Consider the following 26,155-nt stretch of genomic DNA (forward strand, 5'->3'; position numbering starts at 1 on the left):
ATAATTTTCGGCTGCACTCTTCCCGTGCCCGGGTGGTGAAATTGGTAGACGCAGGGGACTCAAAATCCCCCGCCGCAAGGCGTGCCGGTTCGATTCCGGCCCCGGGCACCATCGGCTACTGTCGATGGCGGGTACATCGGCTGCTGCCGATGGATGAGCAACCTGCTTCAGGGCCGCTCCATGGATCGAGATTGCTTCGTTCCGCTCAGCGCAGGCTGGCCCAGGCCGTGACGCGCTGCCAGGCGGAGGACATGAAGCTGTTCGCATGCAGACGTGGCCGCGCCATCTGCGCGGCGTGGCGTCGTCGGACCACGGAGTCCAGGGCGTCGGCCACCAGACCGGCATTGAGGTCACCGCGCACGCACTGCAGACGCAGGCCCAGCGCGATGTGGTCCAGGTCGTCGACGCTCAGACGCGTCATGCGCAGATCGGGGGCCGTCTGCGCTCTGCGAGGGAAGGTTTTGCCGTGTGCCATGTAATCAATTGTGTTTAATTGTGGCCCGCATCACAAGGCAAAACTTCACGCTTTAGTTCACATATGAGAACCAATGGGTTAACACTTTTGGCGCGCTCTCACGGCATGCCGAGGTGGCAACGCACATCCTGAGCGGAAGTGCCCACTTCGGCCACTGCTGTCCGCAGTTGGTATTCATCCACACCGAGCGTGTCGAGCCAATATTCAAGGGTCTGATGCTGCGTGACGTCGACCGAACGGGTCTCGAATGCGCCGACGGTCGGGGTGGGTTCGTGCATGACGCGGTTCTCCTGAAATGAGCGCAGAAGGGTTCTCCGCGTTGACCGTCGGCGCTGCCGGACAAGAGCGCGTGGCCACGCCATCAAACTGCTGACGGCGAGAGGGACGGAAGCATGGCACCTGCCGGCACAGGCGTTGTCTGAAACAAACGTATCCGCAATGTCACCAATCGCTTTTGTTGTCAGCGCCCACTGTCGCCGTGACAATGCATTTACCTTCATGACGCCTCCCTCCCCCGCCCTCGCCTACTACGAACGCACGGCCTGCTCGGCGCAATGGCTCGCGTTCAACCGGGCCCTGGCGATCGAGCTGGGTGCCGGTCTGCCGCCGGAGGAGAATCGCCGGCTGTTCGCCCGGATCGGTGAACGCGTCGCCCGGCAGTTGCCGGTGGCGCGCTGCACGACGCTGGGCGAGCTCGAAGACGCCTTCAACGCACGCTGGGAATCCATCGGCTGGGGTTTCGGCCGCCTGGAGGAAGGCGCCCAGACGCTGTCGATCACCCACGATTGCAGCCCGCTGGCCGTGGCTTTCGGCGCCGACGCGGCCAGCTGGACCAGCGGCTTTCTGGAGGGTGCCTACCAGGCGTGGTTCCAGGCACAGGGCAGCCCGGCCGGCCTGCGCGTGCAGGCGATGGCCCGCAGCGGGGAAGCCGCCGACACCCTTGTGACCCAGGTGCAGCTGGCGCTCGGAAAGTTCGCCGGATGAAAGACGCCAAGGCGCCGCAGGAAGATGTCACCGGGCTGTTCCGCAAATTCGGCGGCGACGCGGCGGCTTACAAGGAATTCGCACCGGCGGACATCCCGGCCGCCACGCGTCCCATCGCGCCGGTCCCCGCCCCGTTGCCGGCCCTGCACGCGCTGGCACCGGCCCCGGCGGCGGGCGTTACGCCCCCCCCGGTCGCGCCCGCCGCCGAGCCGTTGCCGGTCGCGGCCAAGGAGGCGCCCGTGGTGCCTTCGGCCCCGCGCGAACTCGATCGGCTGTTCGCGCGTCTGGATGCCTGCACGCCGATCCCGGCCCGCGTGGCCCCTGGCCTGACGGCGCACTGGCGCAAGCCGGGCTGATGCCGGTGATCCCGGTGCTGGTGCGGCGCCCTACGGCGCCTGCTTTTCTCTCTGCGCAGGTGCCCCCATGACATCCAACGCCCCCGCCTCGGCCGACACCCCGCTGCTCGGCCGCCTTCCCTGGCTGCGCGCCATCGCCTGGGCCGTGACGGCGGTGCTGATGGCTGCGCTGGTCATCGCGCCGCTCACGCTGAACCAGCAGCTCACGCTGTCGATCGCCATCTTCATCGCCGCGCTCGTGATCAACCGCTTCGGCGGGCGCTTCGCGACGCTGGCGATGATCTTCCTGTCGGTGATCGCGTCCTCGCGCTACATGTACTGGCGCCTGACCGAAACGATGGTGATGGACAACCCGCTCGACCTCGTGCTGGGCGTCGGGCTGCTGATGGCGGAGCTGTACGCCTTCATCGTGCTGCTGCTGGGCTACGTCCAGACCGCCTGGCCGCTGGAGCGCAAGCCGGTCGCGATGCCCGACGATGTCGCGCAGTGGCCCACGGTCGACCTGTTCATCCCGACCTACAACGAGCCGCTGTCGGTGGTGCGCGCCACGGTGCTGGCCGCGCAGTCGATCGACTGGCCGCGCGACAAGCTGAAGATCTTCGTGCTCGACGATGGCCGTCGCGAGGAATTCCGCGTGTTCTGCGAGGCGGTGGGCGTGAGCCACGTCACCCGCGACAACAACCGCCACGCCAAGGCCGGCAACATCAACGCGGCGCTCAAGCACACCACCGGCGAATTCATCGCGATCTTCGACTGCGACCACATCCCCACGCGCTCCTTCCTGCAGATCGCCATGGGCTGGTTCGGCAAGGACCCAAAGCTGGGCATGGTGCAGACGCCGCACTACTTCTTCTCGGCCGACCCCTTCGAGAAGAACCTCGGCACCTTCGGCACCGTGCCCAACGAGGGCGAACTGTTCTACGGCCTGATCCAGGACGGCAACGACCTCTGGAACGCGACCTTCTTCTGCGGCTCCTGCGCGGTGCTGCGCCGCACGATCTGCGAAGAGGTCGGCGGCATCGCGGTCGAGACGGTGACCGAAGACGCCCACACCGCACTCAAGATGCACCGCCTGGGCTACAACACCGCCTACCTCGCGCTGCCGCAGGCGGCGGGCCTCGCGACCGAAAGCCTCTCGGGCCACGTCGGCCAGCGCATCCGCTGGGCGCGCGGCATGGCGCAGATCTTTCGCATCGACAACCCGCTGTTCGGCCGCGGGCTGCAATGGGCGCAGCGCCTGTGCTACGTCAACGCGATGCTGCACTTTTTGTACGGCCTGCCGCGGCTGATCTACCTGACCGCCCCGCTGGCCTACCTGTTCTTCGGCGCCAGCGTGATCCACGCGTCGGCCTCGATGATCTTCGCCTACGCGCTCCCGCACATCTTCCACGCCAACCTCACCAACAGCCGCATCCAGGGGCGCTTCCGCTACCTGTTCTGGAACGAGGTGTACGAGGCGGTGCTGGCCTGGTACATCTTCCGGCCCACGCTGGTGGCGCTGATCAACCCCAAGCTCGGCAGCTTCAACGTGACGGCCAAGGGCGGCCTCATCCAGGAAGAGTATTTCGACACCAGCATCGCCAAGGCCAGCCTGTTCCTGCTGGCGCTCAACTTCCTGGGCGTGGCGGCCGGCCTGTGGCGCCTGACCTGGGTCGACCCGGACAACATCGCGACGGTCTGGCTGAACCTGGCCTGGACCTTCTACAACTTGGTGATCCTGGGCGCCTGCGTGGCGGCCGCCAACGAGACGCGGCAACTGCGCAACGCACACCGCATCACGCTGCAGATCCCGGCCACGCTGTACCTGCCCGACGGCCAGGCGCTGCAGGGCCAGACCTCCGACTTCTCGACCGGCGGCCTCGGGCTCGACCTGCCGGCCGACCTGTCGCTGGCGCAGGACGCGCCGCTCGCGGTGGCGCTCTACCGCGGCGAGACCGAATTCCGCTTTCCCGCCACGGTGCGCTTCAGCCGCGGCAAGCGCCTGGGCCTGGCCTTCGCGCCGCTGAGCTTCGAGCAGGAGCGCGCACTGGTGCAATGCACCACCGCCCGTGCCGACATCTGGGCCGCGCGCTGGGGCAACCACCCGCGCGCCGCGGTGCACCGCGTGATCGGCCACATCGCGCGCATCAGCGCGATCGGCTTCAAGGACATGTTCTCCCACTACTACCGTGCCGGCCTGCGCAAGCTGCGTCCGGCCGCTCCGCGCTCGCCGCAGGCCGCCGTCGGCGCCAAGGAACCCACCTGATGATGCAGGCCGCTTTCGCTCGTTCTTCCTCCGTGCCGCCGCACCTGCTGCGCGCCACCTCGGTGCTGGTCGCCTTGCTGGCCTGGGCCGGCGGTGCCGCCGGTCCGGCGGCGGCGCAGGCACCCGCTGCCATGGCGCCCACGGCTGCGCCTGCCGCCGCCCCTGCGGTGGCCGCCGCACCCACCGGCACCGCCCGCGAATTCACGCTGACCCAGCTCGGCCTCAACTACGCCATCCAGCTGCGCGGCGTGAGCGGCACCGTCGGCATCCCGTTCAGCGTGCGCGCGGACGAACTGGTCACCAGCGCCGGCTTGCGGCTGAACTACGCCTATTCGCCGGCGCTGATCCCCGAGCTGTCGCACCTCAAGGTGAGCGTGAACGACGTGCTGGTGTCGACGATCGCGCTGCCGCGCGAGGGCGCCGGCAAGCCGCAGACGGCCGACATCACGATCGACCGCCGCCTGGTCACCGACTTCAACCGCATCAACGTCGAGCTGGTCGGCCACTACACGCGCGAATGCGAAGACCCGCAGCACAGCAGCCTGTGGGCCAAGGTCGATGCGTCGAGCACGCTGCGGCTCAACGTCGTACCGCTGAAGACCGCGAGCGACCTCGCGGTGCTGCCGCAGCCCTTCTTCGACCGGCGCGACGTGCGCCGCGCGAGCATTCCCTTCGTCTTCGGCGGCACGCCGTCGTCGACCACGCTCGAAGTGGCCGGCATCGTGTCGTCGTGGTTCGGCGCGCTCGCGGGCTACCGCGGCGCGACCTTCCCGGTGTCGAGCGATGCCCTGCCCGCGTCCAACGCCGTGGTGTTCGCCACGCCCGAGACCGCCATCCCCGGCCTGACGCTGCCGGCCATCGCCGGCCCGACGGTCACGGTCGTCGACCACCCGCAGGACGCCACGCGCAAGCTGCTGCTGGTGATGGGCCGCAACCCCGGCGAACTGCGCAGCGCCGCCACCGCGCTCACGCTGAACGCGCGCACCTTCACCGGCGCCAGCGTCACCATCCCGAGCCTGCAGGAGATCCCGGCACGCAAGCCCTACGACGCCCCGCGCTGGATCGCGAGCGACCGCCCGGTGCAGCTGGGCGAGCTGACGCAGGCGGCCGACCTCAACGTGAGCGGCTATTCGCCGGACGTGGTCAAGGTCAACCTGCAGATGCCGCCGGACCTGTTCACCTGGCGTTCGCGCGGCATCCCGCTCGACCTGCACTACCGCTACACGCCGCGGGTGCGCAACGACCAGTCGACGCTCAACGTGAGCGTCGACGACAGCTTCATCGGCTCGCTGCCGCTGCGCACCGCGAACCCGGGCGGCGACCGCTGGTGGAACCCGCTCGCGACCAAGCTGCTGCCCGATGGCGTCATCGCCCAGCAGCGCGAGGTCCTGCTGCCGCCGCTGGCGCTGGGCTCGCGCAGCCAGCTGCGCATGCACTACTACTTCCAGCCCGCGGCCGGCAACTGCCAGACGCTGCTGGACAACGTACGCGGCGCGATCGACCCGACCTCGACCGTCGACATCTCGAAGTTCCCCCACTACATGGCCATGCCCGAGCTGGCGGCCTACGCCAACAGCGGCTTCCCCTTCTCCCGCCTGGCCGACCTGGCCGAGACGGCGGTGGTGCTGCCCGACCAGCCCGGCGCGGCCGACGCCGAGACCTACCTGGCGCTGCTGGGCCAGTTCGGCAACGCCACCGGCTACCCGGCCCTGCGCGTGGCCGTGACCCGCGCGGCCAACGTGGCGCAGCACGCCGACCGCGACCTGCTGGTCATCGGCAGCCTGCAGAACCAGCCGCTCTTCACGGAATGGGCCGCGCGCATGCCGCTGCAGCGCAAGGGGGCGTCGCCCGCGCAGACCTTCAGCCTGGGCGAATGGATCGACGACAACCTGCACCTCATCACCGGCACGCGCCAGCGCGAGGACCTGCCCAGCACGGTGCAGATGACGGTGGCCGAGGACGGCAGCGACGCCGTGCTGGCGGGCTTCGAGTCGCCGCTGCGCGCCGGTCGCAGCGTGGTCGCCGTGGTCACCAATGCGGCTTCCCAACCCTCGCTGCTCAACGCGCTGATGACGCCCGAGCTGCTGCAGCGCATCCAAGGCAGCACCGCCATCGTGCGCGGCGCGCAGGTCAACAGCCTGCTGGCCGGCGACAGCTACTACGTGGGCCGCCTGCCGCCCTGGGCCTGGCTGCAATGGAACCTTTCGCGCAGCCCGCTGCTGCTGGCCGGTGGCGCGCTGCTGGTGGCCCTGCTCGGCGCAGCCGCGGCCTATGCCAGCCTGCAGGCGCGCGCCCGAAAGCGACTGCGGCCATGACGATCCGACGACGCGACGCGCTCGCCGCCGCCCTGCTCGGGCCCGCGCTCTCGGCCTTGCCCGCGCACGCGCAGACCTCGCTGGGCGGCTGCATGCCGATGGGCGACTGGACCAGCTTCGCCGCACGCCATATCCAGCCCGACGGCCGCGTGATCGACTTCGACACGCCGCAGCAGCATTCCACCTCCGAAGGGCAGTCGTACGCGATGTTCTTCGCGCTGGTACACGACGACCGCCGCAACTTCGAACGCGTGCTGGCCTGGACCGAATTCAACCTGAGCGGGGGCAGCCTGGCGCAGCGCCTGCCGGCCTGGCAATGGGGCCGCAAGACCGACGGCGGTTGGGGCGTGCTCGACCCCAATCCCGCCTCCGACGCCGACCTGTGGATCGCCTATGCGCTGCTCGAGGCCGCCCGCTTGTGGGACGAGCCGCGCTACCGCACACTGGGCCGCGCGCTGCTTGCGCTGGTGGTGCGCGAAGAGGTCGTCGTGCTGCCCGGCCTCGGCCGCATGCTGCTGCCCTGGCCGAAGTCCTTGGGCAAGGGGCCGGTCTGGCGGCTCAACGCGAGCTACCTGCCGCTGCAGTTGCTGCGTCGCTTCCATCAGGAAGAGCCCACCGGCCCCTGGAACGAGATCGCGACCAACACCGTACGCATGATCGGCGCGACCGCACCGCAGGGCTTCGCGCCCGACTGGTGCGGCTGGTCGACCGAGCAGAAGGCCTTCGTCGTCGACCCCGACAAAGGCGCGACCGGCGGCTACGACGCGATCCGCGTCTACCTCTGGGCCGGCATGCTGAGCCCACAGGAGCCGGCGCGCGCGACGCTGCTGAAGTCGCTGTACGGCCCGCGCCGCGCGCTCGAGAAATCGCCGGCGCCGCCCGAGTACGTCGACACCGGCACCGGCATCACACGTGGCACCGGCCCCGCGGGCTTCAGCGGGGCGCTGCTGCCCTACCTGAAGGCGCAGGACGCCACCGCCGCCCTCGCCGCCCAACTCGCGCGCATCCCGCTCGACCTCGGCGGCACCGCCCCGGCCGGCCCGAGGCCGCTGCCCTATTACGAGCGCATGCTGCTGCTCTTCGCGCAAGGCTGGCTCGACGGCCGCTACGCCTTCACGAAGACCGGCGCGCTGCAACCCCAATGGAGACCCGCATGCCCATCCACCCGGACCGCCTGATGCGCGGTGCAACGCCTTCGCTGCCCGCGCCCGGCGCGCGACGGCCCACGGCCGGCCAGTGGATCGCCGGCCTGGGCGTCGTGGGCGCGCTGTGCGCGAGCGGCCCGCTGTGGGCGCAGAACGACGCCAGCGCCGCCCTGATCGAGCAGGGCAACTACTGGCAGGGCATGGGCCGTGCCGACCTCGCCGAGGAAAGCTGGCGCAAGCTGCTGCGCGTCGACCCGAATTCGGCCGATGCGCTCTACGGCATGTCGCAGGTCGAGCTCGCGCGCAGCAAGCCCGACGCCGCCCGTGAATGGATCGGCCGCCTGCGCACTGCGCACCCGACCGACGCGCGCCTGGCGCGCTTCCAGCAGGGCGCGCAGCAGGCCGGCGGCCCGCAAACCGACCTGCAGCGCGCGCGCGCCGCGGCCCAAGCCGGCCGCACCGCGGAAGCCATCCAGCTCTACCGCGCGATCTTCGACAACCGGCCGCCGCCGGAACCGCTGGCGGTCGAGTACTACCAGCTGCTCGGCGGCACGCCGCAGGGCTGGGACGAGGGCCGGCGCGGGCTCGAGCAGCTCGTCAAGGACAAGCCGGACAACCTGAACTACAGGCTGGCGCTGGCGCAGCTGCAGACCTACCGCGAGCCCTCGCGGCGCGAAGGCATCCGCACGCTGGCCGAGCTGGCCAAACGGCCCAGCGTGGGCACCGCCGCCCGCGCGAGCTGGCGGCAGGCGCTGATCTGGCTCGACGCGCGCGCGCCCGATGCGCCGCTGTACGAGGCCTACCTCGATGGCCAGAGCGACCCGGCCGTCACCGCGCGGCTCGAGAGCCTGACCAAGCCCGACACCGCCGCGACGCCCGTGTCGCCCGCGGCCCAGCCGCTCGGCGAGGGCTACCGCGCGCTCGATCGCGGCGACACGACCACCGCCGAGGCGCGCTTCCAGCAGGCGCTGCGGGTGCAGCCCGGCGACTCGGAAGCGCTCGGCGGCATGGGCCTCATCCGGCTGCGCCAGGAACGCTTCGCGCAGGCGCAGGACTACCTCGAGCAGGCCAGCCGCACCGGCGCGCGCAAGTGGGCCTCGGCCCTGCAGAGCGCCACCTACTGGAACCTGGTCGGCCAGGCCAACACGGCACGCGACCGCAACGACCTGCCCGCCGCGCAGGCGCTGCTGGAGCGCGCAGTGCGGCTCGATGCGCGCGAACCGGTCGGCCAGATCACGCTGGCCGACCTCCGTGCGGCCCAGGGCGAACTGCCGGCCGCCGAGCAGGGCTACAAACGCGTGCTCGACGCCAAGCCGAACGACGCGCAGGCGCTGCGCGGGCTCATCAACGTCTACACCCGGCAAGGCCGCGCCGAGGAAGCCCTGGCGCTGTCGCAGAAGCTCACGCCCGAGCAGGCCGCGCAGATCGGCGGCTTGCAGAACGTGCGCGTCGAGCAGATTCGGGCCGTGGCGCGCCAGCAGAACGAGCGCGGCGACGCCGCCGGCGCCCAGCGCACGCTGGAAGACGCGATGCTCGCCAACCCCGACAGCCCCTGGCTGCGGCTCGACCTGGCCAACATCTACCGCCGCCAGGGCCTGATGCCGCAGGCGCGCGGCGTGATGGACGGCCTCCTGATGTCGCAGCCCGACATGCCCGACGCGCTGTACGCGAGCGCGCTGCTCGCGTCCGATGCCGGCGACCCGGTGGCCGGCCTGCAGTACCTTGAGAAGGTGCCCGCCGCGGCCCGCACGCGCGACATGACGCAGCTGCAGCGCAAGCTGTGGGCGCAGGGCCAGACGCAGCAGGCGATCGCGCTTGCCAAGCAGGGCCAGCCGGCGGTCGCGCGCAACGTGCTGCAGCAGACCGAGGCCACGCTGGGCCGCGACATGCCGGCCGAGATGTGGGGCGATCTCGCCACCGCCTATGCCGAGATCGGCGACGCGCCGCGGGCGCTCGCCATGAGCCGGCAGCTGCTCTCGCGCGGCCCCAACCCGAGCATCGGCGACCGGCTGCTGTACGCGTCGATCCTGATGAAGACGAAGCAGGACGTGGAACTCACGGCCGTGCTGCGCCAGCTGCAGGCCACGCAGATGACCGCCGCGCAGCGCAGCGACTTCGACAACCTGCGCACCGCCTGGAGCCTGCGCCAGGCCGATGCGCTGCGCGAGATGGGCAACCTCGAAGCGGCCTACAACGCGCTGGCCCCGGTGCTGGCCGAGCGGCCGAATGACCCCGGCGTGATGGCCGCGCTGGCACGGCTCTATTCCGCGGCGCGCGACGAGCGCCAGGCGCTGGCGCTGTACCAGCGCATCCTGCAGCGCAGCCCGACGGACCTCGACACCCTGCTGGCCGCCGCCGCCAGCGCCAGCGCGCTGAAGGAACACGGCGACGCCGAGGCCTACGTGCTGGCCGCGCTGAAACAGGCGCCCGACCAGTCGCGCACGCTGGCCGCGGCCGGCCGCGTGTACCGCAACGCGGGCGACAACGGCCGCGCCGAGCAGTACCTGCGCGCCGCCGTTGCGGCCGAGACGCGTGTCGCGAGCGGCCAGGCCCGCACGCCGGTGCCCGGCGCTGCACCGGCCCCGGCGGCCAACCCCTTCGCCGGCATGACCGGCGGCGCGCCCTCGGCGGCGATGGTGCTGGGTGGTGCGGCGATGCAACCGGTGTCACTGCCGAACCAGGCCGCGTACCCGGCCGCCTATCCGGTCGCAACGCAGCCGGCACCCGCCACCTACGGCAAGGTCAACGTGCCCGCCGGCACCGCGGGCCTGCCGTGGGCCGACACGTCGGCGCGCGCACCGACGCAAGTCGCCGGCGGCACGGCGGCCCGACGCAACGCTGCCGCGACGAACCGCAGCACCCCGGCAACGGCCACGCCGGCTGTCGCGGCAACGCCCTTCTCACCGCAGCCTGCCGCCGCACCGGGCACGCTGGCTGGCGGTTACCCGCTGCCGGTCCCTGGCAGCAACAGCGAGCCATTTCCAGCCTCGGCCGCGTCGGGCATTTCAGGCGACAGCAACTGGAACGGCGCCCTGCGCAACGCATCGCAGCCGGTCAGCCCGCTGCAGTCGGAACTGCAGGCGCTGGAAGTCGACCGCAGCCCGACGATCACCGCGGGCACCGTCTACCGCAACCGCGCCGGCGAGAGCGGCCTCAGCCGCCTGACCGACCTGCAGGTGCCGGTGCAGGCGCGCCTCCCGGTCGGCGAAGGCAAGATGGTCGTGAGCGCCACGCCGACCGTGATCGATGCCGGCAAGCTGTCGGGCGACTACGCCACGCGCAGCCGCTTCGGCGAAGGGCCCCTCGGCGGACTCGCGGACTCGGTGCTGAACACGACCGCACCGGGCTCGCAGAACGCCAGCGGCGTCGGCCTGGCGGTCGGCTACGAAGGCAAGAACCTGAACGCCAGCGTGGGCACCACGCCGCTGGGCTTCCAGGAGACCAACGTGATCGGCAGCGTGAGCTACGGCGGCGCCGTCACCGACACCCTGTCGCTCAAGGGAGAACTCTCTCGCCGCCCGATCACCGACAGCCTGCTGTCCTTCGCGGGCACCAAGGACCCGCTGACCGGCCAGAAATGGGGCGGCGTGGTCGCCAACGGCGCACGCATGGACGTGACGCGCGACGACGGCACCTATGGCCTGTATGGCTACGGGTCCTATGGCGTGCTCACCGGTCTGAACGTGGCGGACAACAACCGCGCCGAAGTCGGCGGCGGCATGTACATGCACATCCTGCGCGGCACCGGCTCGAACCTCACCGCCGGCATGAACATCGGGTTGATGCACTACGACAAGAACCTGAGCTCCTTCACCTACGGGCACGGCGGCTACTTCAGCCCGCAGCGCTACGTGAGCGTGGCCTTCCCGGTGGACTGGAGCGGTCGCGCCAACCGGCTGTCGTGGCGCGTCAACGCCTCGCTGGGCGTGCAGTCGTTCACTCAGAACGATTCGCCCTACTTCCCGACCGACGCGGTGCGGCAGAACGTGAGCTACGCGGCGGCCGGCGAAGCGCAGCGCCTGAACCTCACGGGCCCGGGCTACACCGGCATGTACGCGGGCAGCACCGAAACGGGCCTGGCCTACAACTTCGCGGGCGTTCTCGAATACCAGCTGGCACCGCAGCTCTACCTGGGCGGCGCGCTGGGCCTGAACAACGCGCAGAACTACCGGCAGCTGACCGGCAGCATCTACCTGCGCTACCTGTTCGGCGGCTCGAGCATCCTGGGCAATGCATCGGCCACGCCGGGCCTGAGCCCGTTCAATTCGCCCTACACGCCGCTGCTCTGAGCGCGGCCCGCGGTGCGAACGCAGGCCCGGCTCAGCTGCAGTCCCCGGCGCGGCCCCAGAGCGGGGCGCGCTCGTAGTCGGCGATCCAGCCCGGCAGCGCGTCAGGTTCCATGGGCCGCGCGATGCCGTAGCCCTGGCCCAGGGTGCAGCCCAGCGCCATCAGCGCGCCGCCGTGCGCGACCGACTCCACGCCTTCGGCAATCGCCTTCAGGCCGAGTCCCTGGGCCAGCAGCAGGATGCCCTTGACGATCGCCTGGTCCTCGGCGTTGTCGATCACGCCATTGACGAAGGACTGGTCGAGCTTGAGCGCCGCCACCGGCAGCCGGCGCAGGTAGGTGAGCGACGAATAGCCGGTGCCGAAGTCGTCCATGGCCACCGGCACGCCGAAGGACTTGCACGCCTCGATGAAGCGGGTGACGGTGGCGAAGTCCTTGATGGCGCTGGTCTCGAGGATCTCGAGCTCGAGCGTGCCGGCCGGCAGGCCGGGGTAGCGCGCCAGGTGTTCGCCGAGCCGCTCGATGAAGTCCGAGCGCTGCATCTGGCGCGGGTTGATGTTCACGCTCACCGAGGTGCCGGTGCCCGCGGCCTGCCAGGCCGCGGCCTGGCGCAGGGCCTCGCCGATGGCCCAGTCGCCCAGCTGTTCCACCAGTTCGTGGTTCTCGATGTGCGGGATGAAGTCGCCCGGCTGCAGCTGGCCGTAGGCCGGATGCCGCCAGCGGATCAGCGCCTCGGCGCCGATGACACGGCCGCAGCGCATGTCCACCTTGGGCTGGTAGGCCAGCCAGAACTCGCCCCGCGCCATGCCTTCGGCCATCGCCCGCCGAAGCTCCAGCGACTCCTGCTCTTCGAGTGCCTGGCTGGCATCGAAGAAATGCAGCTGGCTGCCGCCGGCCCGCTTGGCGAAGAAGACCGCATGCTGCGCGTGCTGCAGCATCACCTCGGTCGGCTGCTCGGCGTCGGCCATCAGCGCCACGCCCACGCTGGCGCGCAGGCGGGCGGTGTCGTCCTTGAGCCGGAACGGGTGCGCCAGCCGCGCGAGCAGCTGGGCCACCAGGTTTTCGCACTGCTGCCGGCTGCCGACGGACACCGCCAGCGCGAACTCGTCGCCCCCCACGCGCGCGACGACGGCCTCGTGCGGCAGGCCCGCCTTCAGGCGGCGCGCCACCTCCCGCAGCACGGTGTCGCCGCCCATCGGGCCGAAGCGATCGTTGACGTCGCGGAAGCGGTCGATGTCCAGGTAGCAGACGGCCAGCAGCCGCCCGTCGCGCAGGTTCAGTCGCTCGCGCAGTTCCTCGACCGCCGGAATGCGGTTGGGCAGCCGGGTGAGCGCATCGTGGCGCGCCAGGAAGTCGATCCGGCCGGCCCGTGCGCCGCGCGCGACCGGACTGAAGGACCAGAGCACGCAGAAGTCATCCATGCGCTCGGCCCGCGCGTCGACGCGCACCGTGCCGCCGTCATGCGTCTTGAGCAGCAGGTCGGGGCCGTCGACACCGCCGCGCGCCGGCACCGGGATGCCGGACGCGTTGATGCACACGTCGGAGAACGGCAGATCGATCAGCGCCCCCACGGGATAACCCAGCAGTTGATGGGCATCCTCGTCGGCCCACAGGATCTGGCCTTCGCAGATGGTGAGGTGGCCGGACAGGGTGCGGGCGAGCATGGATGGGGTCGACACGGTGGGATTGTCGGCTCAGACCGGCGGCGTCGGGGACGGCGCGTCGCCATTGCGACGTTTCACATGGGTCTCGTAGTGCAGCGCCTTGTCGCGGTACATCGCCTTGTCGGCACGCATCAGGGCCCCCTCGAGCGGCTCGCCCACTTCGCAGGTCGCGATGCCGACGGCCAGGCTCAGCACGTGGCCGCTGCGGCCGGCGTAGAACTGGTTGTTGAGGTCGACCATCGACAGGATGCGCTCGCGCAGCGTCTCGGCGCCACGCTCGTCGGTGGCGGGCATCAGCACAGCGAATTCGTCGCCGCCGACGCGTGCCGGCCAGGCCGGGCTCTCGGCCGCCTGGCCGAGCACCTCGCCGACACGGCGCAGCAGCGCATCGCCGGCCGCATGGCCGTCCTCGTCGTTCACCTGCTTCAAGCCGTTGAGGTCGATCAGCAGCACCGACACCGGCCACGGCCCCTTGCGGTTCAGGCGGTTGAGCTCCTCGGTGTAGAAGGTGCGGTTGCGCAGCTGCGTCAGGACGTCGTGCTTGCCCAGGTATTCGAGGTAGGCCTCGGCCTTCTTGCGCGCCGTGATGTCCATCAGCGAGACCAGCACCATGCTCCAGTCGTGCAGATGCGCCTCGAGCACCGCGAACTGCATGTGGATGTTGACCAGCTCGCCGCTGAGCGAGTAGTTGATCACCTCGCGGTGCTGCAGCGTCTTGCCGACCCACAGGTCCTGCAGCTGTTCGGCGAAGGAGTCGCGCATCTCGTCGCGGAAGATGCGCGGGATGTTCTCGAGCAGCATGCGGCGGTCGTCGGCCGCGAACATGCGCAGGGTCTCGCGGTTGACGTCGATCACCCGGATCTCCTCGATGCAGCGGGTGACGAATTCCGGATGCACCTTGAGGAAGGTGTTGAAGTCGGTGATGCCGCGCTTGCGGATGTCGTCCAGCAGCTTCTTGACCGCGCTGAAGTCTTCCACCCACAGCGACACCGGCGAATGCTCGAAGAGGCCTTGCGCGTACTGCGCGCTGGCCTCGCGTTCGCGCACGGCCTTCATGCGCGCCGTGATGTCGTCGAGCGACACCAGCACGCGGTCCCACGTGGTCTCGTGGCCCGGCAGGATGCGCACGCGCAGCTGCACGTCGAGCCGGCGACCGTCGAGCGTGTAGTTGACCGTGGTGTTCTCGTAGAGCAGCTTGCCCCGCCAGAGCTGGTCGAGCTCATGGGTCATCAGCTCGGCCATGTCGCCGCTGAAGATCTGGCCGAGGCCGGCGACCAGCGCGGCGTGGTCGGCCGCGCCGAAGAGGTCGAGCGTGGTCTGGTTGACCTTGAGCACCTGGATCGACGACATGCACTCGCCCACGCGCGCCGGGTCGGCCCGCAGATGGGCGATCAGGTCTTCGACGCCTTCGGCACGCCAGCGCTCGAAGATCCGTCGCACTGCACTGAAGTCTTCCACCCACAGCGACACCGGCGCCAGGTCGAACATGGACTCGAAATCGGTCAGCTGGGACATGGTTGCTTTTCTTCGGCTCAGACAGGCGCCCGCACAGCGGGGGCCTTGGGCGCACGCGTCACCCAGTTGAACAACGGCGTGGCCATCAGCGTGGTCAGGATCGCCATGAGGACCAGGATCGAGAACAGCCCCGGCTCGATCACACCGGCCTGCAGGCCGATGTTGATGATGATCAGCTCCATCAACCCGCGGGCGTTCATCAGCGAACCGATGGCCATCGCGTCGCGGTTGCTCTCGCCGGACGCGCGTGCCGCGGCCCAGCAGGCGATGCCCTTGCCACAGAACGAGGCCGCCAGGATCGCGACCGCCGCCAGCAGGATGCCCGGGTCCAGCAGCACCCCCAGGCGGGTGTTGAGGCCGGAATAGGTGAAGAACATCGGCAGCAGGAAGACCACCACGAAGGGCTGCAGCTGCGCGCGCAGCTTCTCGGTGAGCGCGCCGCGCGGCAGCACCGCACCGAGCAGGAAGCCGCCGAACACGGCGTGGATGCCGATGGCGTCCATGGCGAAGGCGCTCAGCGCGAACAGCACCAGCGCGGTCGCCAGCAGGGTGGAACTCAAGGGCGCATCGGGCCGCACATAGGCGGCCAGCCGCTTGAGCAACCGCGAACCGATGAAGATCATGAAGAGCGCATAGACGATGCCGCCGCCGATCGCGGCATAGGCACCGCCCCACTGGCCGCCGAAGCTCGCCAGCACGATGGCCAGGATGCACCAGGCGGCCGCGTCGTCGACCGCGCCGGCCGTGAGCGCCAGCGTGCCCAGCGAGGTGCCGGCCAGGCCGCGCTCGTGGATGATGCGCGCCAGCATCGGGAAGGCCGTGATGGCAATGGCCGCGCCCAGAAACAGCGCCGCTTCGAGCGGCTTGGCCTGGGCGGAGAACAGGCCGGGAACGGTGAGCAGCCAGGGGATCAGCGCGAAGGCCAGTACGAAGGGCACGAAGATGCCGGCGGCCGACACCGAGACCGCGCTGCGGAAACGGCTCTTGAAGTGATCGGCGCGGAACTCGGTGCCCACGAGGAACATGTACATGCCCACGCCCAGCTGCCCACCGACGTAGAGCATGCCCAGCGTCTCCTTCGGGAACAGCGCGCGCTGGAGTTCCGGGAAGGCCCAGCCCAGCAGCGACGGGCCCAGCGCCACGCCGGCAATCATCTCGCCCACCACCTGCGGCTGCCCGAGCGCCTGCGCCAGGCGGCCGACGACCTGGCAGACCGTGATGATCACGGCGATCTGCAGGAAGAAGTAGACGGAAAGTTGCGTCGTGGGCATACGGTGGGCGGAGAAATCTTTGACATTCGTTCACAAACGTCCGAGAGGGATTATGTCCGTCGCCGCATTCAAGAAACGGGCCGCAACCCGGTCGCGACGGTGGGATGGCGCAGACGCACGCGCAACTCCCGTTTGAGCCGCCCGTTGTCCAGCCGCCGCGATTCGCCCATGAAGCTCAGCAGCGACACGGGCAGCTGCGCCTGTGCGGCGTCGCGCGCGATGCGCGGCGGCCGTGGCACACCGTACAGATCGGCGGCCAGGTCGATGTAGTCGCCCATCTTCAGTTCGGTGTCGTCGCTGGCATGGAAGACGCGCTGCGTGCCGCCGCGCCAGAGCGCCGCCACGCAGATGCGCGCCAGGTCGTCGGCATGGATGTGGTTGGTGTAGACATCGTCCTCGCTGCGCAGCACCGGCGTGCCCTTGCGCAGGCGCTCGCGCGGCGTGCCGCCCGTGCGATCGGGTGCGTAGATGCCGGGAATGCGCAGGATGCGCGTCGCCACGCCGGCCCGCCCCAGCCAGCGCACGGCGCGCTCGGCGTCGACGCGCCGGTGCGCCCGTGGCGTGTGCGGACGGACGGCGCGCGTCTCGTCGATGCGCGCACCGCCGCAGTCGCCGTAGACGCCACTGGTCGAACCGTAGACCAGCGCGGCGGGCAGCGAGCGCTGGTGCAAGGCGCGCACCAGCGCCGTGGTGCGCGCGTCGCGCCACCAGCGCGGGCCCTCGACATTGGCCGGCGGTGCCAGATGCAGCACACGGTCGGCCAGGCCAGCCAGCCGGCGCAGGCTCGCAGGCGCATCGAGATCGGCCACCAGCGGGCGCACGCCGGCCGCGCGCAGGGCGCTCACGCGCTCGGGCGACGAGGTCAGCGCGAGCACCTGCACCCGGCCCCGCAGGAGCGACGCCGCACGCAGGCCGATGTCGCCGCAGCCGACGATCAGCACGCGTTGCCGTCGGAAGCGCGCGGGCAGCGCGCCGGAAGGGTTGTGGATTGAGGGCAAAATCGAGGACTTCCCGCTGAGACGAACCCGAAGAATACCCATGACGAGCGCACCCCCGCACGAGGCCGGCTTCCAGATCACCGTCGAGCCCAGTGGACGACAGTTCACCGCCCAGGGCGACGAAACCATCCTCGCTGCCGGCATCCGCCAGGGCATCGGCCTGCCCTACGGCTGCAAGGACGGCGCCTGCGGCTCCTGCAAGTGCCGCAAGCTCTCGGGCGAAGTCACCCATGGCCCGCACCAGAGCAAGGCGCTGAGCGCCGAGGAGGAACTCGCCGGCTTCGTGCTGACCTGCTGCGCCACCGCCACCAGCGACGTGATGCTCGAATCGCGCCAGGTGACCGAGCTGGGCGCCTTCCCGATCCGCAAGATGCCCTCGCGCGTGCTGGCGATGTCCAAGCTCTCGCACGACGTGATGATGGTGCGGCTGCAGCTACCGGCCGGCGAGCCGCTGCAGTTCCATGCCGGGCAGTACGTCGAGTTCCTCCTGCGCGATGGCGCGCGCCGCAGCTATTCGATGGCCAATGCACCGCACACGCTGAGCGAACCGGGCACCGGCATCGAGCTGCACATCCGCCACCTGCCCGGCGGCAAGTTCACCGACCATGTGTTCGGCGCGATGAAGGAGAAGGAAATCCTGCGCATCGAGGGGCCCTACGGCAGCTTCTTCCTGCGCGAGGACTCCGACAAGCCGATCGTCATGCTCGCCTCGGGCACCGGCTTCGCGCCGATCAAGGCGCTGATCGAGCACATGAAGTTCAAGGCCATCGACCGGCCCGCCACCGTGTACTGGGGCGGCCGCCGGCCGGAGGATCTGTACATGGACGACTGGCTGCGCGCGCAGATGGCCGAGATGCCGAACCTGCGCTATGTGCCGGTGGTGTCGAACGCCGTGCCCGACGACAACTGGACCGGCCGCACCGGCTTCGTCCACCGCGCCGTGCTCGAGGACGTCGCCGACCTGTCGGGCCACCAGGTGTATGCCTGCGGTGCGCCGATCGTGGTCGACTCGGCCAAGCGCGACTACGTGGCCGAGGCCGGCCTCCCCGCGGACGAGTTCTACGCGGACGCCTTCACGACGGAAGCCGACAAGGCCCTTCCCTGACATCCCCCTCTTTCTGAACGACGGACGACAACGAACAATGAAGACGAGACACTTCCTTCTGGGCGCCCTGGCCGCCACCGCCCTGATCGCCGTGGTCCCGGCACAGGCACAGCATCGCCCGATCCGCCTGATCGTGCCTTACGCCGCGGGCGGCCCGATCGACGTCACGGCGCGCATCGTGGCCGAGCGGGTCAAGGATTCGCTGGGCACCGTGATCATCGACAACAAGCCGGGCGCCGGCGGCAACATCGGCGCCGACGCCGTGGCCAAGGCCGCACCGGACGGGCTGACCATCGGCATCGCGGCCACGGCCACGAACGCGGTCAACCCGTGGCTCTACAGCAAGATGCCCTTCAACGCGGCCACCGACTTCGCGCCCATCACGCAGATGGTCCGCGTGCCGAACGTGCTGGTGATGAACGCCGAGGCCGCGCAGCGCCTGAAGATCAACACGCTGCCCGAACTCATCGCCTACGCCAAGGCCAACCCCGGCAAGCTGAATTACGGCAGCGGCGGCAACGGCAGCGCCGGGCACCTGGCCGGCGAGATGTTCAAGCAGCAGGCCGGCATCTTCGCGGTGCACATCCCCTACAACGGCGGCAACCCGGCCCAGCTCGCGCTGCTGTCGGGCCAGGTCGACTTCAACTTCGACAACCTCGCCACCGCGGCGCCGAACATCCGCTCGGGCAAGCTCAAGGCCATCGCCGTGACGACGGCGCAGCCCAGCAGTGCCCTGCCCGGCGTGCCGGCCGTGTCCGCGACGCTCAAAGGCTTCGCGATCGACACCTGGTGGGGCCTGGTCGCGCCGGCCGGCACGCCGCACGACGTGGTCGCCAAGCTGAACCAGGCCTTCGTCGCGGCCCTGAATGCGCCGGAGACGAAGACGCGCTTCGCCACCCTGCTGGCGGAGCCGGTGTCGAACACACCCGAGCAGTTCGGCGCATTCATGAAGAGCGAACTGGCGAAGTACGAGAAGGTGGTGAAGGCCACCGGCGCCAAGGTCGACTGAGTCGACGGCGTTGGCCGAGGGTCGGTGCGGTGCGGTCGGAGCGCCGATTGGCCGCGTTTTCTGGACAATCCATCCAGCCTGGCATCGCTGATCTTTGGTATGCGGCTGCCTAGACTCGCGGCTTCGCTACACGCACTCAGGAGATCGCCATGGCAGACCATTCCATCCAGGGCAAGACCGCCCTCATCGCCGGCGGCGCCAAGAACCTCGGCGGACTGATCGCGCTCGACCTGGCCAGGCAGGGCGCCAAGGCCGTGGTCATTCACTACAACAGCGCGGGCAGCAAGGCCGATGCCGATGCCACCGTGGCTGCGGTCAAGGCGGCAGGCGCGCAGGCCGTTGCGATCCAGGCCGACCTGACGACGGCCGGCGCCGTCGAGAAGCTCTTTGCCGACGCCATCGCCGCGGTCGGCAAGCCGGACATCGCCATCAACACCGTCGGCAAGGTGCTCAAGAAGCCCATGGCCGATGTCAGCGAGGCCGAGTACGACGAGATGACGGCGGTCAACGCCAAGACCGCCTTCTTCTTCCTCAAGGAAGCCGGCAAGAACCTGAACGACCACGGCAAGATCTGCACCGTGGTCACTTCGCTGCTGGGCGCGTTCACCCCGTTCTACGCCGCCTATGCCGGCACCAAGGCCCCGGTCGAGCACTACACGCGTGCGGCCGCCAAGGAGTTCGGCGCCCGCGGCATCTCGGTGACCGCGGTCGGCCCCGGCCCGATGGACACGCCGTTCTTCTACCCGGCCGAAGGAGCCGATGCCGTGGCTTATCACAAGACCGCCGCGGCGCTCTCGCCGTTCAGCAAGACCGGACTGACCGACATCGAGGACGTCGTCCCGTTCATCCGGCATCTGGTCAGCGACGGCTGGTGGATCACCGGGCAGACGATCCTCATCAACGGCGGCTACACCACCAAGTAGGACGCTCCGGCCCGGGAAAGACGGGAAAAGCGGGAGCTTCGACATGCATGTGCTGATGGTCATGGCTGGCGGCCTGGTCCTCCTGGGCGTTTTCGTCTTGTTCGGCTGGCTCTGGGGTGCGAATGCGGCAGGCATGGCACTGGCGGCCAAGGTCTTCTTGCCCGCATGGCTGCTGATCGCGGCTGCCAACATGTGGGTGGGCGTCGCCCACGCGGGCTACAACGTGCGCGAAGAATTTCCGATCCTGCTGCTCGTCTTCGCGGTGCCCGCGTTCGCGGCCGGCCAGTGCCTACGGGCGGCCGGGCGCCACTGACATGTCGGTCGAAGGCAGTGCCCGCGACTGTCCAAGGTCGTGACCTTATTGGGTGCCGCCGTCTTGGTTGAGCCGCTCTTCGGCGGGTGAGCATCCATCCGTCCGATCGGGCACAGCGCTCAAGGTTAAATGCGGCATGGACAAGCTCGATCAATACCGCGTCTTCGTGCAGGTGGCCGAGATGGGCAGCTTCATCAAGGCAGCCCATGCACTGGAGTTACCGCGCGCCACGGTCTCTGCTGCCGTTCAGCAACTCGAGGAAAAGATCGGTGCCCGCCTGCTGAACCGCACCACGCGCCAGGTTCACCTGACGACGGATGGCGTGCAGTTGCTCGAGCGCGTGCGCCTGCTGCTGGCCGATGCCGACGATGTCGAGCAGCTGTTCCAGACCAGTCAGCGTCAAGTCGCCGGCCAGCTCCGGATCGACGTGCCCAGCCGCATTGCGCGACGGCTCATTGCGCCAGCGCTCCCCGGCCTGCTGCGTCGCTACCCGCGGCTGCAACTGGTGCTCGGCTCCACCGACCGCGCCATCGATCTCCTGCAGGAAGGCGTGGATTGCGCGGTGCGCATCGGAACCCTGCATGACAGCAGTCTGGTGGTCCGCCCGCTGGGGCATATCGCGCTGATCAACTGTGCGAGTCCGGCCTACTTGCGTGAATACGGCGTACCGGAAAAACCGGAGGACCTGCTGAAGGGGCACTGGGCGGTCGGCTACGCATCACCGACCAGCGGGCGGGCGCTTCCCTGGGAGCATCTGGACGCCTCGGGCCGGACGCAGAACGCAGCGCTGCCCAGCCGTGTCATCGTGAACAATGCCGAGAGCTACATCGCCGGCTGCCGCGCAGGCACCGGGCTGATTCAAATCCCCCGCTTCGATGTCCAGCATCTGCTGGACCGCGGCGAGCTGGTCGAGGTCATGCCGGCGCATCGTGCAGCATCGATGCCGGTCTCGCTCCTGTATCCGCACCGGCGCCAGCGCTCGCGGCGTCTTGTCGCCTTCATCGAATGGTTCTCGGGGTTGATGGAGCCCCATCTTGAGCGCACGGTATGACAGCTGGCGAGATCAATCGCCTATCACGTCGTACAGGCGCAGGATCCATGAGACTTGGTAGGTCAGGCTGACCACGGCAAAGGCGCCATGGAAGCGCGCATTGGCAGTCAGAGCGGCCGTCACACATAGCACCACGTAGACGACAATCCGGATCGGGTATTCGTAGCCCTGCGCCGCCAGGTGTTCTGGACCCTTGATCCAGGTATCTGCAACGTCGACGGCGTATGTCGTGGCCAGCAGCCCGAAAAACCATCGCCGACGGGACATGAAGTAGTCGCGGTAGCCCGCGTATTCCGCCAGGTCGTCGGGGAAGAGAATGGCACAAAGAAAGTAGTAGAGCGCGGCATAGCCGACGACGAAGACATAGGTCTCGAAGCGCCACACCTGTAGGTGCGAGAGGGAGAACTCCCACCACCAGAAGTGCATCATCGACAGCAGCAGGGACAGCGCCCACAGCAAATGAACACCGTAGGCACGCTTGCGCCCAGGATGCTGGACGAACCGCGCCACACCGGACAGCAGCCGTGCGATCCCCAGACTCACCACCATGCTGAGCACCACACGAATGTGGGAAAAGACCGCCGGATCGACGGAGGTCTGGGCGTCCATCAGAACGGCACGGCGGACGATGCCTGCGAGGGCGGCTTCTCTATTCGCCCAGATAGGCGGCTCGGACCTTCGGGTCGTTGAGCATGACCTTCGCGTCACCCGCCATGGTGATCAGCCCCGACTCCATGACGTAGCCGCGGTCGGCGATCTGCAACGCGCGGCTGGCGTTCTGCTCGACCAGCAGCACGGTCACGCCCTGGTCGTAGACGTTCTTCACCACCTCGAAGATCTTGTCGACCATGATCGGCGACAGGCCCATCGAGGGTTCGTCGAGCAGCAGCACCTTGGGCTGCGCCATCAGCGCGCGGCCCATGGCGAGCATCTGCTGCTCGCCGCCCGACATGGTGCCGGCCAGCTGGTCCTTGCGTTCCTTCAGTCGCGGGAAGATCGCGAACATGCGCTCGATGTCCGCCGCGATACCGCCCTTGTCGTTGCGGATGTAGGCGCCGATCTGCAGGTTCTCGGTGATGGTCATGCGCGTGAAGACGCCGCGTCCCTCGGGCACCATCACCAGGCCTTCGCCCACCAGGTCCCAGGCGCCGCGGCCCTTGATGCTGCGGCCGAGGAACTGGATGTCGCCGTCGACGAAGGGCAGCGTGCCGGTGATGGCCTTCATCGTGGTCGTCTTGCCGGCGCCGTTGGAGCCGATGAGCGACACCAGTTCGCCTTCCCGCACCTCGAAGTCCACGCCCTTCACGGCCTGGATGCCGCCATAGGCGACCTTCAGGCCGCTGACCTTCAGCAGGGTCTTGCCGGTCGCGCCGGTGGAGGCAGGTGCCGTGGCAGTGATCGTTTCGCTCATCTCAGTGTCCTCCGGTGCCGAGGTAGGCCTCGATCACCTTTTCGTTCTTCTGCACTTCCGCGGGCGTGCCCTCGGCGATCTGCTTGCCGTAGTCGAGCACCGTGAGGCGGTCGCACAGGCCCATCACCAGCTTCACGTCGTGTTCGATCAGCAGGATGGTGCGGTTGTCCTTGCGGATCTGGCTGATGAGCTCGCGCAGCATGACCTTCTCGGTCGCGTTCATGCCGGCCGCCGGCTCGTCGAGCGCGATGAGCTGCGGGTCGGTCGCCAGGGCGCGCGCGATCTCGAGGCGGCGCTGGTCGCCGTAGCTCAGCGTGCGGGCCTTGTAGTCGGCGAACTTGCCGATGCCGACGTAGTCGAGCAGTTCGTGCGCGCGGTCGGCGATCGCGGCCTCTTCGGCCTTGAAGCTGCCGGTGCGCAGGATGGCGCCGATCACGCCGGAATGGGTGCGCACATGGCGCCCGACCATCACGTTCTCCAGCGCGGTCATGTCCGCGAAGAGCCGGATGTTCTGGAAGGTGCGTGCGATGCCGGCCTTGGCCACTTCGTGCACGGCCGTCGGCTGGTAGGGCTTGCCGGCCAGCTCGAAGCTGCCGCTGTCGGGCGTGTAGAGCCCGGTGATCACGTTGAAGAAGGTGGTCTTGCCGGCACCGTTGGGGCCGATCAGGCCGTAGACCTGGCCGCGCTGGATCTTGATGCCGACGTCCGACAGGGCTTGCAGCCCGCCGAAACGCTTGGAGATGCCGCGGACTTCGAGGATGGTGTCAGTCATGGTCTGGGGTTCCATCCGTCTCAAGGGTTGATCGACATGGGGCGCGCGGGTGCATGCGGCACTTCGTCGGCCGGGCTGTCGACGCCCGTGGCTTCGATGGGGGTGGCGTCGCCACTCCTGCGCTTGAGCGACTTGCCATGCTCCGGCGACGGCCACAGGCCGCGCGGACGCACCAGCATGATCACGATCATGGCCAAGGCGATGAACAGTTGCCGCAGGATCGACGCGTCGAGCCGGCCGTCGGTCATCGACTGCAGCGGGCCGGCGATGTAGCGCAGCACCTCGGGCAGCGCCGCCAGCAGCACCGCGCCCAGGATCACGCCCGGCAGGTGGCCGATGCCGCCCAGCACCACCATCGCGACGATCATCACCGACTCCATCAGGCTGAAGGATTCGGGCGACACGAAGCTCTGGAAGGCAGCGAACATCGCGCCCGACACGCCGCCGAAACTGGCGCCCATGCCGAAGGCCAGCAGCTTCATGTTGCGGGTGTTGATGCCCATCGCCTTGGCGGCGATCTCGTCTTCGCGGATGGCCATCCAGGCCCGGCCGACGCGCGACAGCTGCAGCCGGTGCGAAATGATCACGGTGACGATCACCAGCGCCAGGAACAGGTAGTAGTAGAGCGACACCGACGAGATCGTGTAGTCGCCGAACTTGAACGGCCTGCCGAGGTTGAGGCCCCAGAAGTGCACCGGATCGATGGCGTCCAGGCCCTTGGGACCGTTGGTCACGTTGTACGGATGGTCGAGCGTGTTCAGGAACACGCGGATGATCTCGCCGAAGCCCAGCGTCACGATCGCCAGGTAGTCGCCACGCAGGCGCAGCGTGGGCGCGCCCAGCAGCACGCCGAACATGCCCGCCAGCACCAGCGCCAGTGGAATCACGATCAAGAGCGGTGCATGCAGTCCGTTCGGGAACATGGCCTTGATGGCCGGGAAGGTGTCGGTGAGATGGGGCGAGCCCAGCAACGCATAGAGATACGCACCGATGGCGAAGAAGGCCACGTAGCCCAGGTCGAGCAGGCCGGCGTAGCCAACCACGATGTTCAGGCCCAGGGCCAGCAGCACGTAGAGCAGCGCGATGTCGACGATGCGCACCCAGGCATTGCCCTGGGTCTGCAGCAGCAGCGGCAGCGCCAGCAGCGCGACGGCGGCGATCAGGAAGACGATGAGGTTCTTGCTTTTCATGGCGTCTCTTCCTTCAGGCTCGGTCTGCCACACGCTCGCCCAGCAGGCCGGAAGGCCGCACGGTCAGCGTCAGGATCAGGATGACGAAAGCGAAGATGTCGCTGTGCTGGCTGCCCAGGACACCGCCGGTGACCGCGCCCAGGTAGCCCGCGCCGATGGCTTCGATGAGGCCGAGCAGGATGCCGCCGACCACCGCACCGGCCAGGTTGCCGATGCCCCCGAACACGGCCGCCGTGAAGGCCTTGAGGCCCGGGCCGAAACCCATGGCGTGCTGTGCGATGCCGTAGTTCGACGCGTACATCACGCCGGCGATGGCCGCCAGCACCGCACCGATGATGAAGGTGGCGGAAATCACCATGTCGGGCCGGATGCCCATGAGCGAGGCGACCCGCGGGTTCTCGGCAGTGGCGCGCATCGCGCGGCCGAGCTTGGTGTAGTTGACCAGCCAGGTCAGGATGGCCAGCGAGATCGCCGTGACCACCAGGATCATGATCTGCGTGGGCGAGATTGAGGCGCCGCCGACCACGATCGATTCGCTCGGCAGCAGCGTGGGGTACGCCTTGTTGGTCGGTCGCCAGATGATCATCGCCAGCGTCTGCAGCAGGATCGACATGCCGATGGCGGTGATGAGCGGCGCCAGCTTGGGGCTGTTGCGCAGCGGCCGGTAGGCCACCTTCTCGATCACGAAGTTGAGCGTGGCCGCCACCACGCACGCGATGATCAGGGCCAGCAGCAGGATCAGCCAACCAGGCGCACCGGGCATGGCGTCGCGCATCAGGCCGATGACCGTCCAGCTGGTCAGCGCGCCGACCATCAGGACTTCGCCGTGCGCGAAATTGATGAGGTTGATGATGCCGTACACCATGGTGTAGCCCAAGGCTATCAAGGCGTACATGCTGCCGAGAACCAGACCGTTGATGATCTGCTGCAGCAAGATTTCCATAAAGAGTCCCTAATGTGATGGCACCTTTGCGAGGTGCTTTCGCTCCCCTGCGACGCCGGGTTGACGCTGCAGAGCCCATCTAGCAAAAAACCCGCCAGCATGTGGCGCATGGCGGATTTGTGGGCGGGATTGTAGTCAGGAGCATGCGCCGTCATGGTGCAGTCCAGCCGGGGGATTTACCCCTT

General features: G+C 68.9%; 22 protein-coding genes and 1 tRNA gene. 12 read left to right on the forward strand and 11 right to left on the reverse strand.

The features are described from left to right. The first annotated feature begins 26 nt into the window (after positions 1 to 26). Positions 27 to 111, forward strand: a tRNA-Leu gene (locus QTH86_RS25450). Positions 112 to 205: 94 nt separating this feature from the next. On the opposite strand, the gene QTH86_RS25455 is transcribed toward QTH86_RS25450, so the two are convergent. Together QTH86_RS25455 and QTH86_RS25460 are read right to left on the reverse strand one after the other, a co-directional pair. Beyond that, entirely contained in the window at positions 206 to 421 is a 216-nt protein-coding gene (locus tag QTH86_RS25455; RefSeq protein ID WP_286648955.1) for a hypothetical protein, read from the reverse strand. A gap of 152 nt (positions 422 to 573) precedes the next feature. Then, a complete protein-coding gene (locus QTH86_RS25460) occupies positions 574 to 753 on the reverse strand; it encodes a DUF3606 domain-containing protein (RefSeq protein ID WP_286648956.1) in 180 nt (59 codons plus the stop codon). A 220-nt stretch (positions 754 to 973) separates the two neighbouring features. Between QTH86_RS25460 and bcsD the strand changes: the two genes are divergently transcribed. From bcsD to QTH86_RS25490, 6 genes are all read left to right on the forward strand, one after another. Beyond that, on the forward strand, positions 974 to 1,459 hold the full coding sequence (bcsD, locus tag QTH86_RS25465) for a cellulose biosynthesis protein BcsD (protein WP_286648957.1): 486 nt from the start codon (positions 974 to 976) through the stop codon (positions 1,457 to 1,459). Beyond that, positions 1,456 to 1,815 (forward strand): hypothetical protein, encoded by a 360-nt coding sequence (locus QTH86_RS25470; RefSeq protein WP_286648958.1) that lies wholly within the window; start codon positions 1,456 to 1,458, stop codon positions 1,813 to 1,815. Before bcsD ends, QTH86_RS25470 begins: the two co-directional genes overlap by 4 nt. 67 nt (positions 1,816 to 1,882) lie before the next feature. Next, positions 1,883 to 4,060 carry a UDP-forming cellulose synthase catalytic subunit gene (bcsA, locus tag QTH86_RS25475; protein WP_286648959.1) on the forward strand — a complete coding sequence of 726 codons (2,178 nt, stop codon included), beginning with the start codon at positions 1,883 to 1,885 and terminating at the stop codon, positions 4,058 to 4,060. Continuing rightward, positions 4,060 to 6,375 carry a cellulose biosynthesis cyclic di-GMP-binding regulatory protein BcsB gene (gene bcsB, locus QTH86_RS25480; protein WP_286648960.1) on the forward strand — a complete coding sequence of 772 codons (2,316 nt, stop codon included), beginning with the start codon at positions 4,060 to 4,062 and terminating at the stop codon, positions 6,373 to 6,375. The genes bcsA and bcsB overlap by 1 nt, the downstream gene beginning before the upstream one ends. Continuing rightward, positions 6,372 to 7,553 carry a cellulose synthase complex periplasmic endoglucanase BcsZ gene (bcsZ, locus tag QTH86_RS25485; protein WP_286648961.1) on the forward strand — a complete coding sequence of 394 codons (1,182 nt, stop codon included), beginning with the start codon at positions 6,372 to 6,374 and terminating at the stop codon, positions 7,551 to 7,553. Before bcsB ends, bcsZ begins: the two co-directional genes overlap by 4 nt. After that, complete coding sequence (locus QTH86_RS25490) at positions 7,529 to 11,809, forward strand: cellulose biosynthesis protein BcsC (protein ID WP_286648962.1); 4,281 nt, start codon at positions 7,529 to 7,531, stop codon at positions 11,807 to 11,809. The genes bcsZ and QTH86_RS25490 overlap by 25 nt, the downstream gene beginning before the upstream one ends. A gap of 31 nt (positions 11,810 to 11,840) precedes the next feature. Here QTH86_RS25490 and QTH86_RS25495 read toward each other — a convergent pair whose 3' ends face one another. The 4 genes from QTH86_RS25495 to QTH86_RS25510 form a co-directional block, all read right to left on the reverse strand. Continuing rightward, positions 11,841 to 13,484, reverse strand: coding sequence for a putative bifunctional diguanylate cyclase/phosphodiesterase (locus QTH86_RS25495; protein WP_286648963.1), 1,644 nt, complete (start codon positions 13,482 to 13,484; stop codon positions 11,841 to 11,843). Positions 13,485 to 13,499: 15 nt separating this feature from the next. Further along, positions 13,500 to 14,984: a sensor domain-containing diguanylate cyclase gene (locus QTH86_RS25500; RefSeq protein WP_286648964.1), complete on the reverse strand. Its 1,485-nt coding sequence runs from the start codon at positions 14,982 to 14,984 to the stop codon at positions 13,500 to 13,502. A 17-nt stretch (positions 14,985 to 15,001) separates the two neighbouring features. Further along, positions 15,002 to 16,255 (reverse strand): cation:proton antiporter, encoded by a 1,254-nt coding sequence (locus QTH86_RS25505; protein ID WP_286648965.1) that lies wholly within the window; start codon positions 16,253 to 16,255, stop codon positions 15,002 to 15,004. Positions 16,256 to 16,323: 68 nt separating this feature from the next. Further along, a complete protein-coding gene (locus tag QTH86_RS25510) occupies positions 16,324 to 17,253 on the reverse strand; it encodes an SDR family oxidoreductase (RefSeq protein WP_286648966.1) in 930 nt (309 codons plus the stop codon). A 40-nt stretch (positions 17,254 to 17,293) separates the two neighbouring features. On the opposite strand from QTH86_RS25510, the gene QTH86_RS25515 reads away from it, so the two are divergent. From QTH86_RS25515 to QTH86_RS25535, 5 genes are all read left to right on the forward strand, one after another. Next, positions 17,294 to 18,358: a CDP-6-deoxy-delta-3,4-glucoseen reductase gene (locus QTH86_RS25515; RefSeq protein ID WP_286648967.1), complete on the forward strand. Its 1,065-nt coding sequence runs from the start codon at positions 17,294 to 17,296 to the stop codon at positions 18,356 to 18,358. A gap of 37 nt (positions 18,359 to 18,395) precedes the next feature. Beyond that, positions 18,396 to 19,367 (forward strand): Bug family tripartite tricarboxylate transporter substrate binding protein, encoded by a 972-nt coding sequence (locus QTH86_RS25520; protein WP_286648968.1) that lies wholly within the window; start codon positions 18,396 to 18,398, stop codon positions 19,365 to 19,367. A 149-nt stretch (positions 19,368 to 19,516) separates the two neighbouring features. Beyond that, positions 19,517 to 20,290, forward strand: a complete 774-nt coding sequence (locus QTH86_RS25525) for an SDR family oxidoreductase (protein ID WP_286648969.1) — start codon at positions 19,517 to 19,519, stop codon at positions 20,288 to 20,290. A gap of 43 nt (positions 20,291 to 20,333) precedes the next feature. Beyond that, entirely contained in the window at positions 20,334 to 20,603 is a 270-nt protein-coding gene (locus tag QTH86_RS25530; protein WP_286648970.1) for a hypothetical protein, read from the forward strand. Between the two features lie 136 nt (positions 20,604 to 20,739). After that, the gene (locus QTH86_RS25535) at positions 20,740 to 21,654 is read left to right on the forward strand and encodes a LysR family transcriptional regulator (protein ID WP_286648971.1); all 915 of its coding nucleotides are present in this window, start codon (positions 20,740 to 20,742) and stop codon (positions 21,652 to 21,654) included. Positions 21,655 to 21,666: 12 nt separating this feature from the next. On the opposite strand, the gene QTH86_RS25540 is transcribed toward QTH86_RS25535, so the two are convergent. Genes QTH86_RS25540 through QTH86_RS25560 form a run of 5 tightly spaced genes read right to left on the reverse strand, consistent with a single transcriptional unit; the run spans position 21,667 to position 25,970 of the window. Next, positions 21,667 to 22,263 carry a hypothetical protein gene (locus QTH86_RS25540; protein ID WP_286648972.1) on the reverse strand — a complete coding sequence of 199 codons (597 nt, stop codon included), beginning with the start codon at positions 22,261 to 22,263 and terminating at the stop codon, positions 21,667 to 21,669. A gap of 40 nt (positions 22,264 to 22,303) precedes the next feature. Continuing rightward, positions 22,304 to 23,065, reverse strand: coding sequence for an ABC transporter ATP-binding protein (locus QTH86_RS25545; RefSeq protein ID WP_286648973.1), 762 nt, complete (start codon positions 23,063 to 23,065; stop codon positions 22,304 to 22,306). 1 nt (position 23,066) lies between these two features. Next, complete coding sequence (locus QTH86_RS25550) at positions 23,067 to 23,837, reverse strand: ABC transporter ATP-binding protein (protein ID WP_286648974.1); 771 nt, start codon at positions 23,835 to 23,837, stop codon at positions 23,067 to 23,069. A gap of 20 nt (positions 23,838 to 23,857) precedes the next feature. Further along, positions 23,858 to 25,027 carry a branched-chain amino acid ABC transporter permease gene (locus QTH86_RS25555; protein WP_286648975.1) on the reverse strand — a complete coding sequence of 390 codons (1,170 nt, stop codon included), beginning with the start codon at positions 25,025 to 25,027 and terminating at the stop codon, positions 23,858 to 23,860. 13 nt (positions 25,028 to 25,040) lie between these two features. Beyond that, the gene (locus QTH86_RS25560) at positions 25,041 to 25,970 is read right to left on the reverse strand and encodes a branched-chain amino acid ABC transporter permease (RefSeq protein WP_286648976.1); all 930 of its coding nucleotides are present in this window, start codon (positions 25,968 to 25,970) and stop codon (positions 25,041 to 25,043) included. Between the last annotated feature and the right edge of the window lie 185 nt (positions 25,971 to 26,155).

It is taken from the genome of Variovorax sp. J2L1-78, assembly GCF_030317205.1.
GTDB classification, from domain to species: Bacteria; Pseudomonadota; Gammaproteobacteria; order Burkholderiales; family Burkholderiaceae_C; genus Variovorax; species Variovorax arabinosiphilus.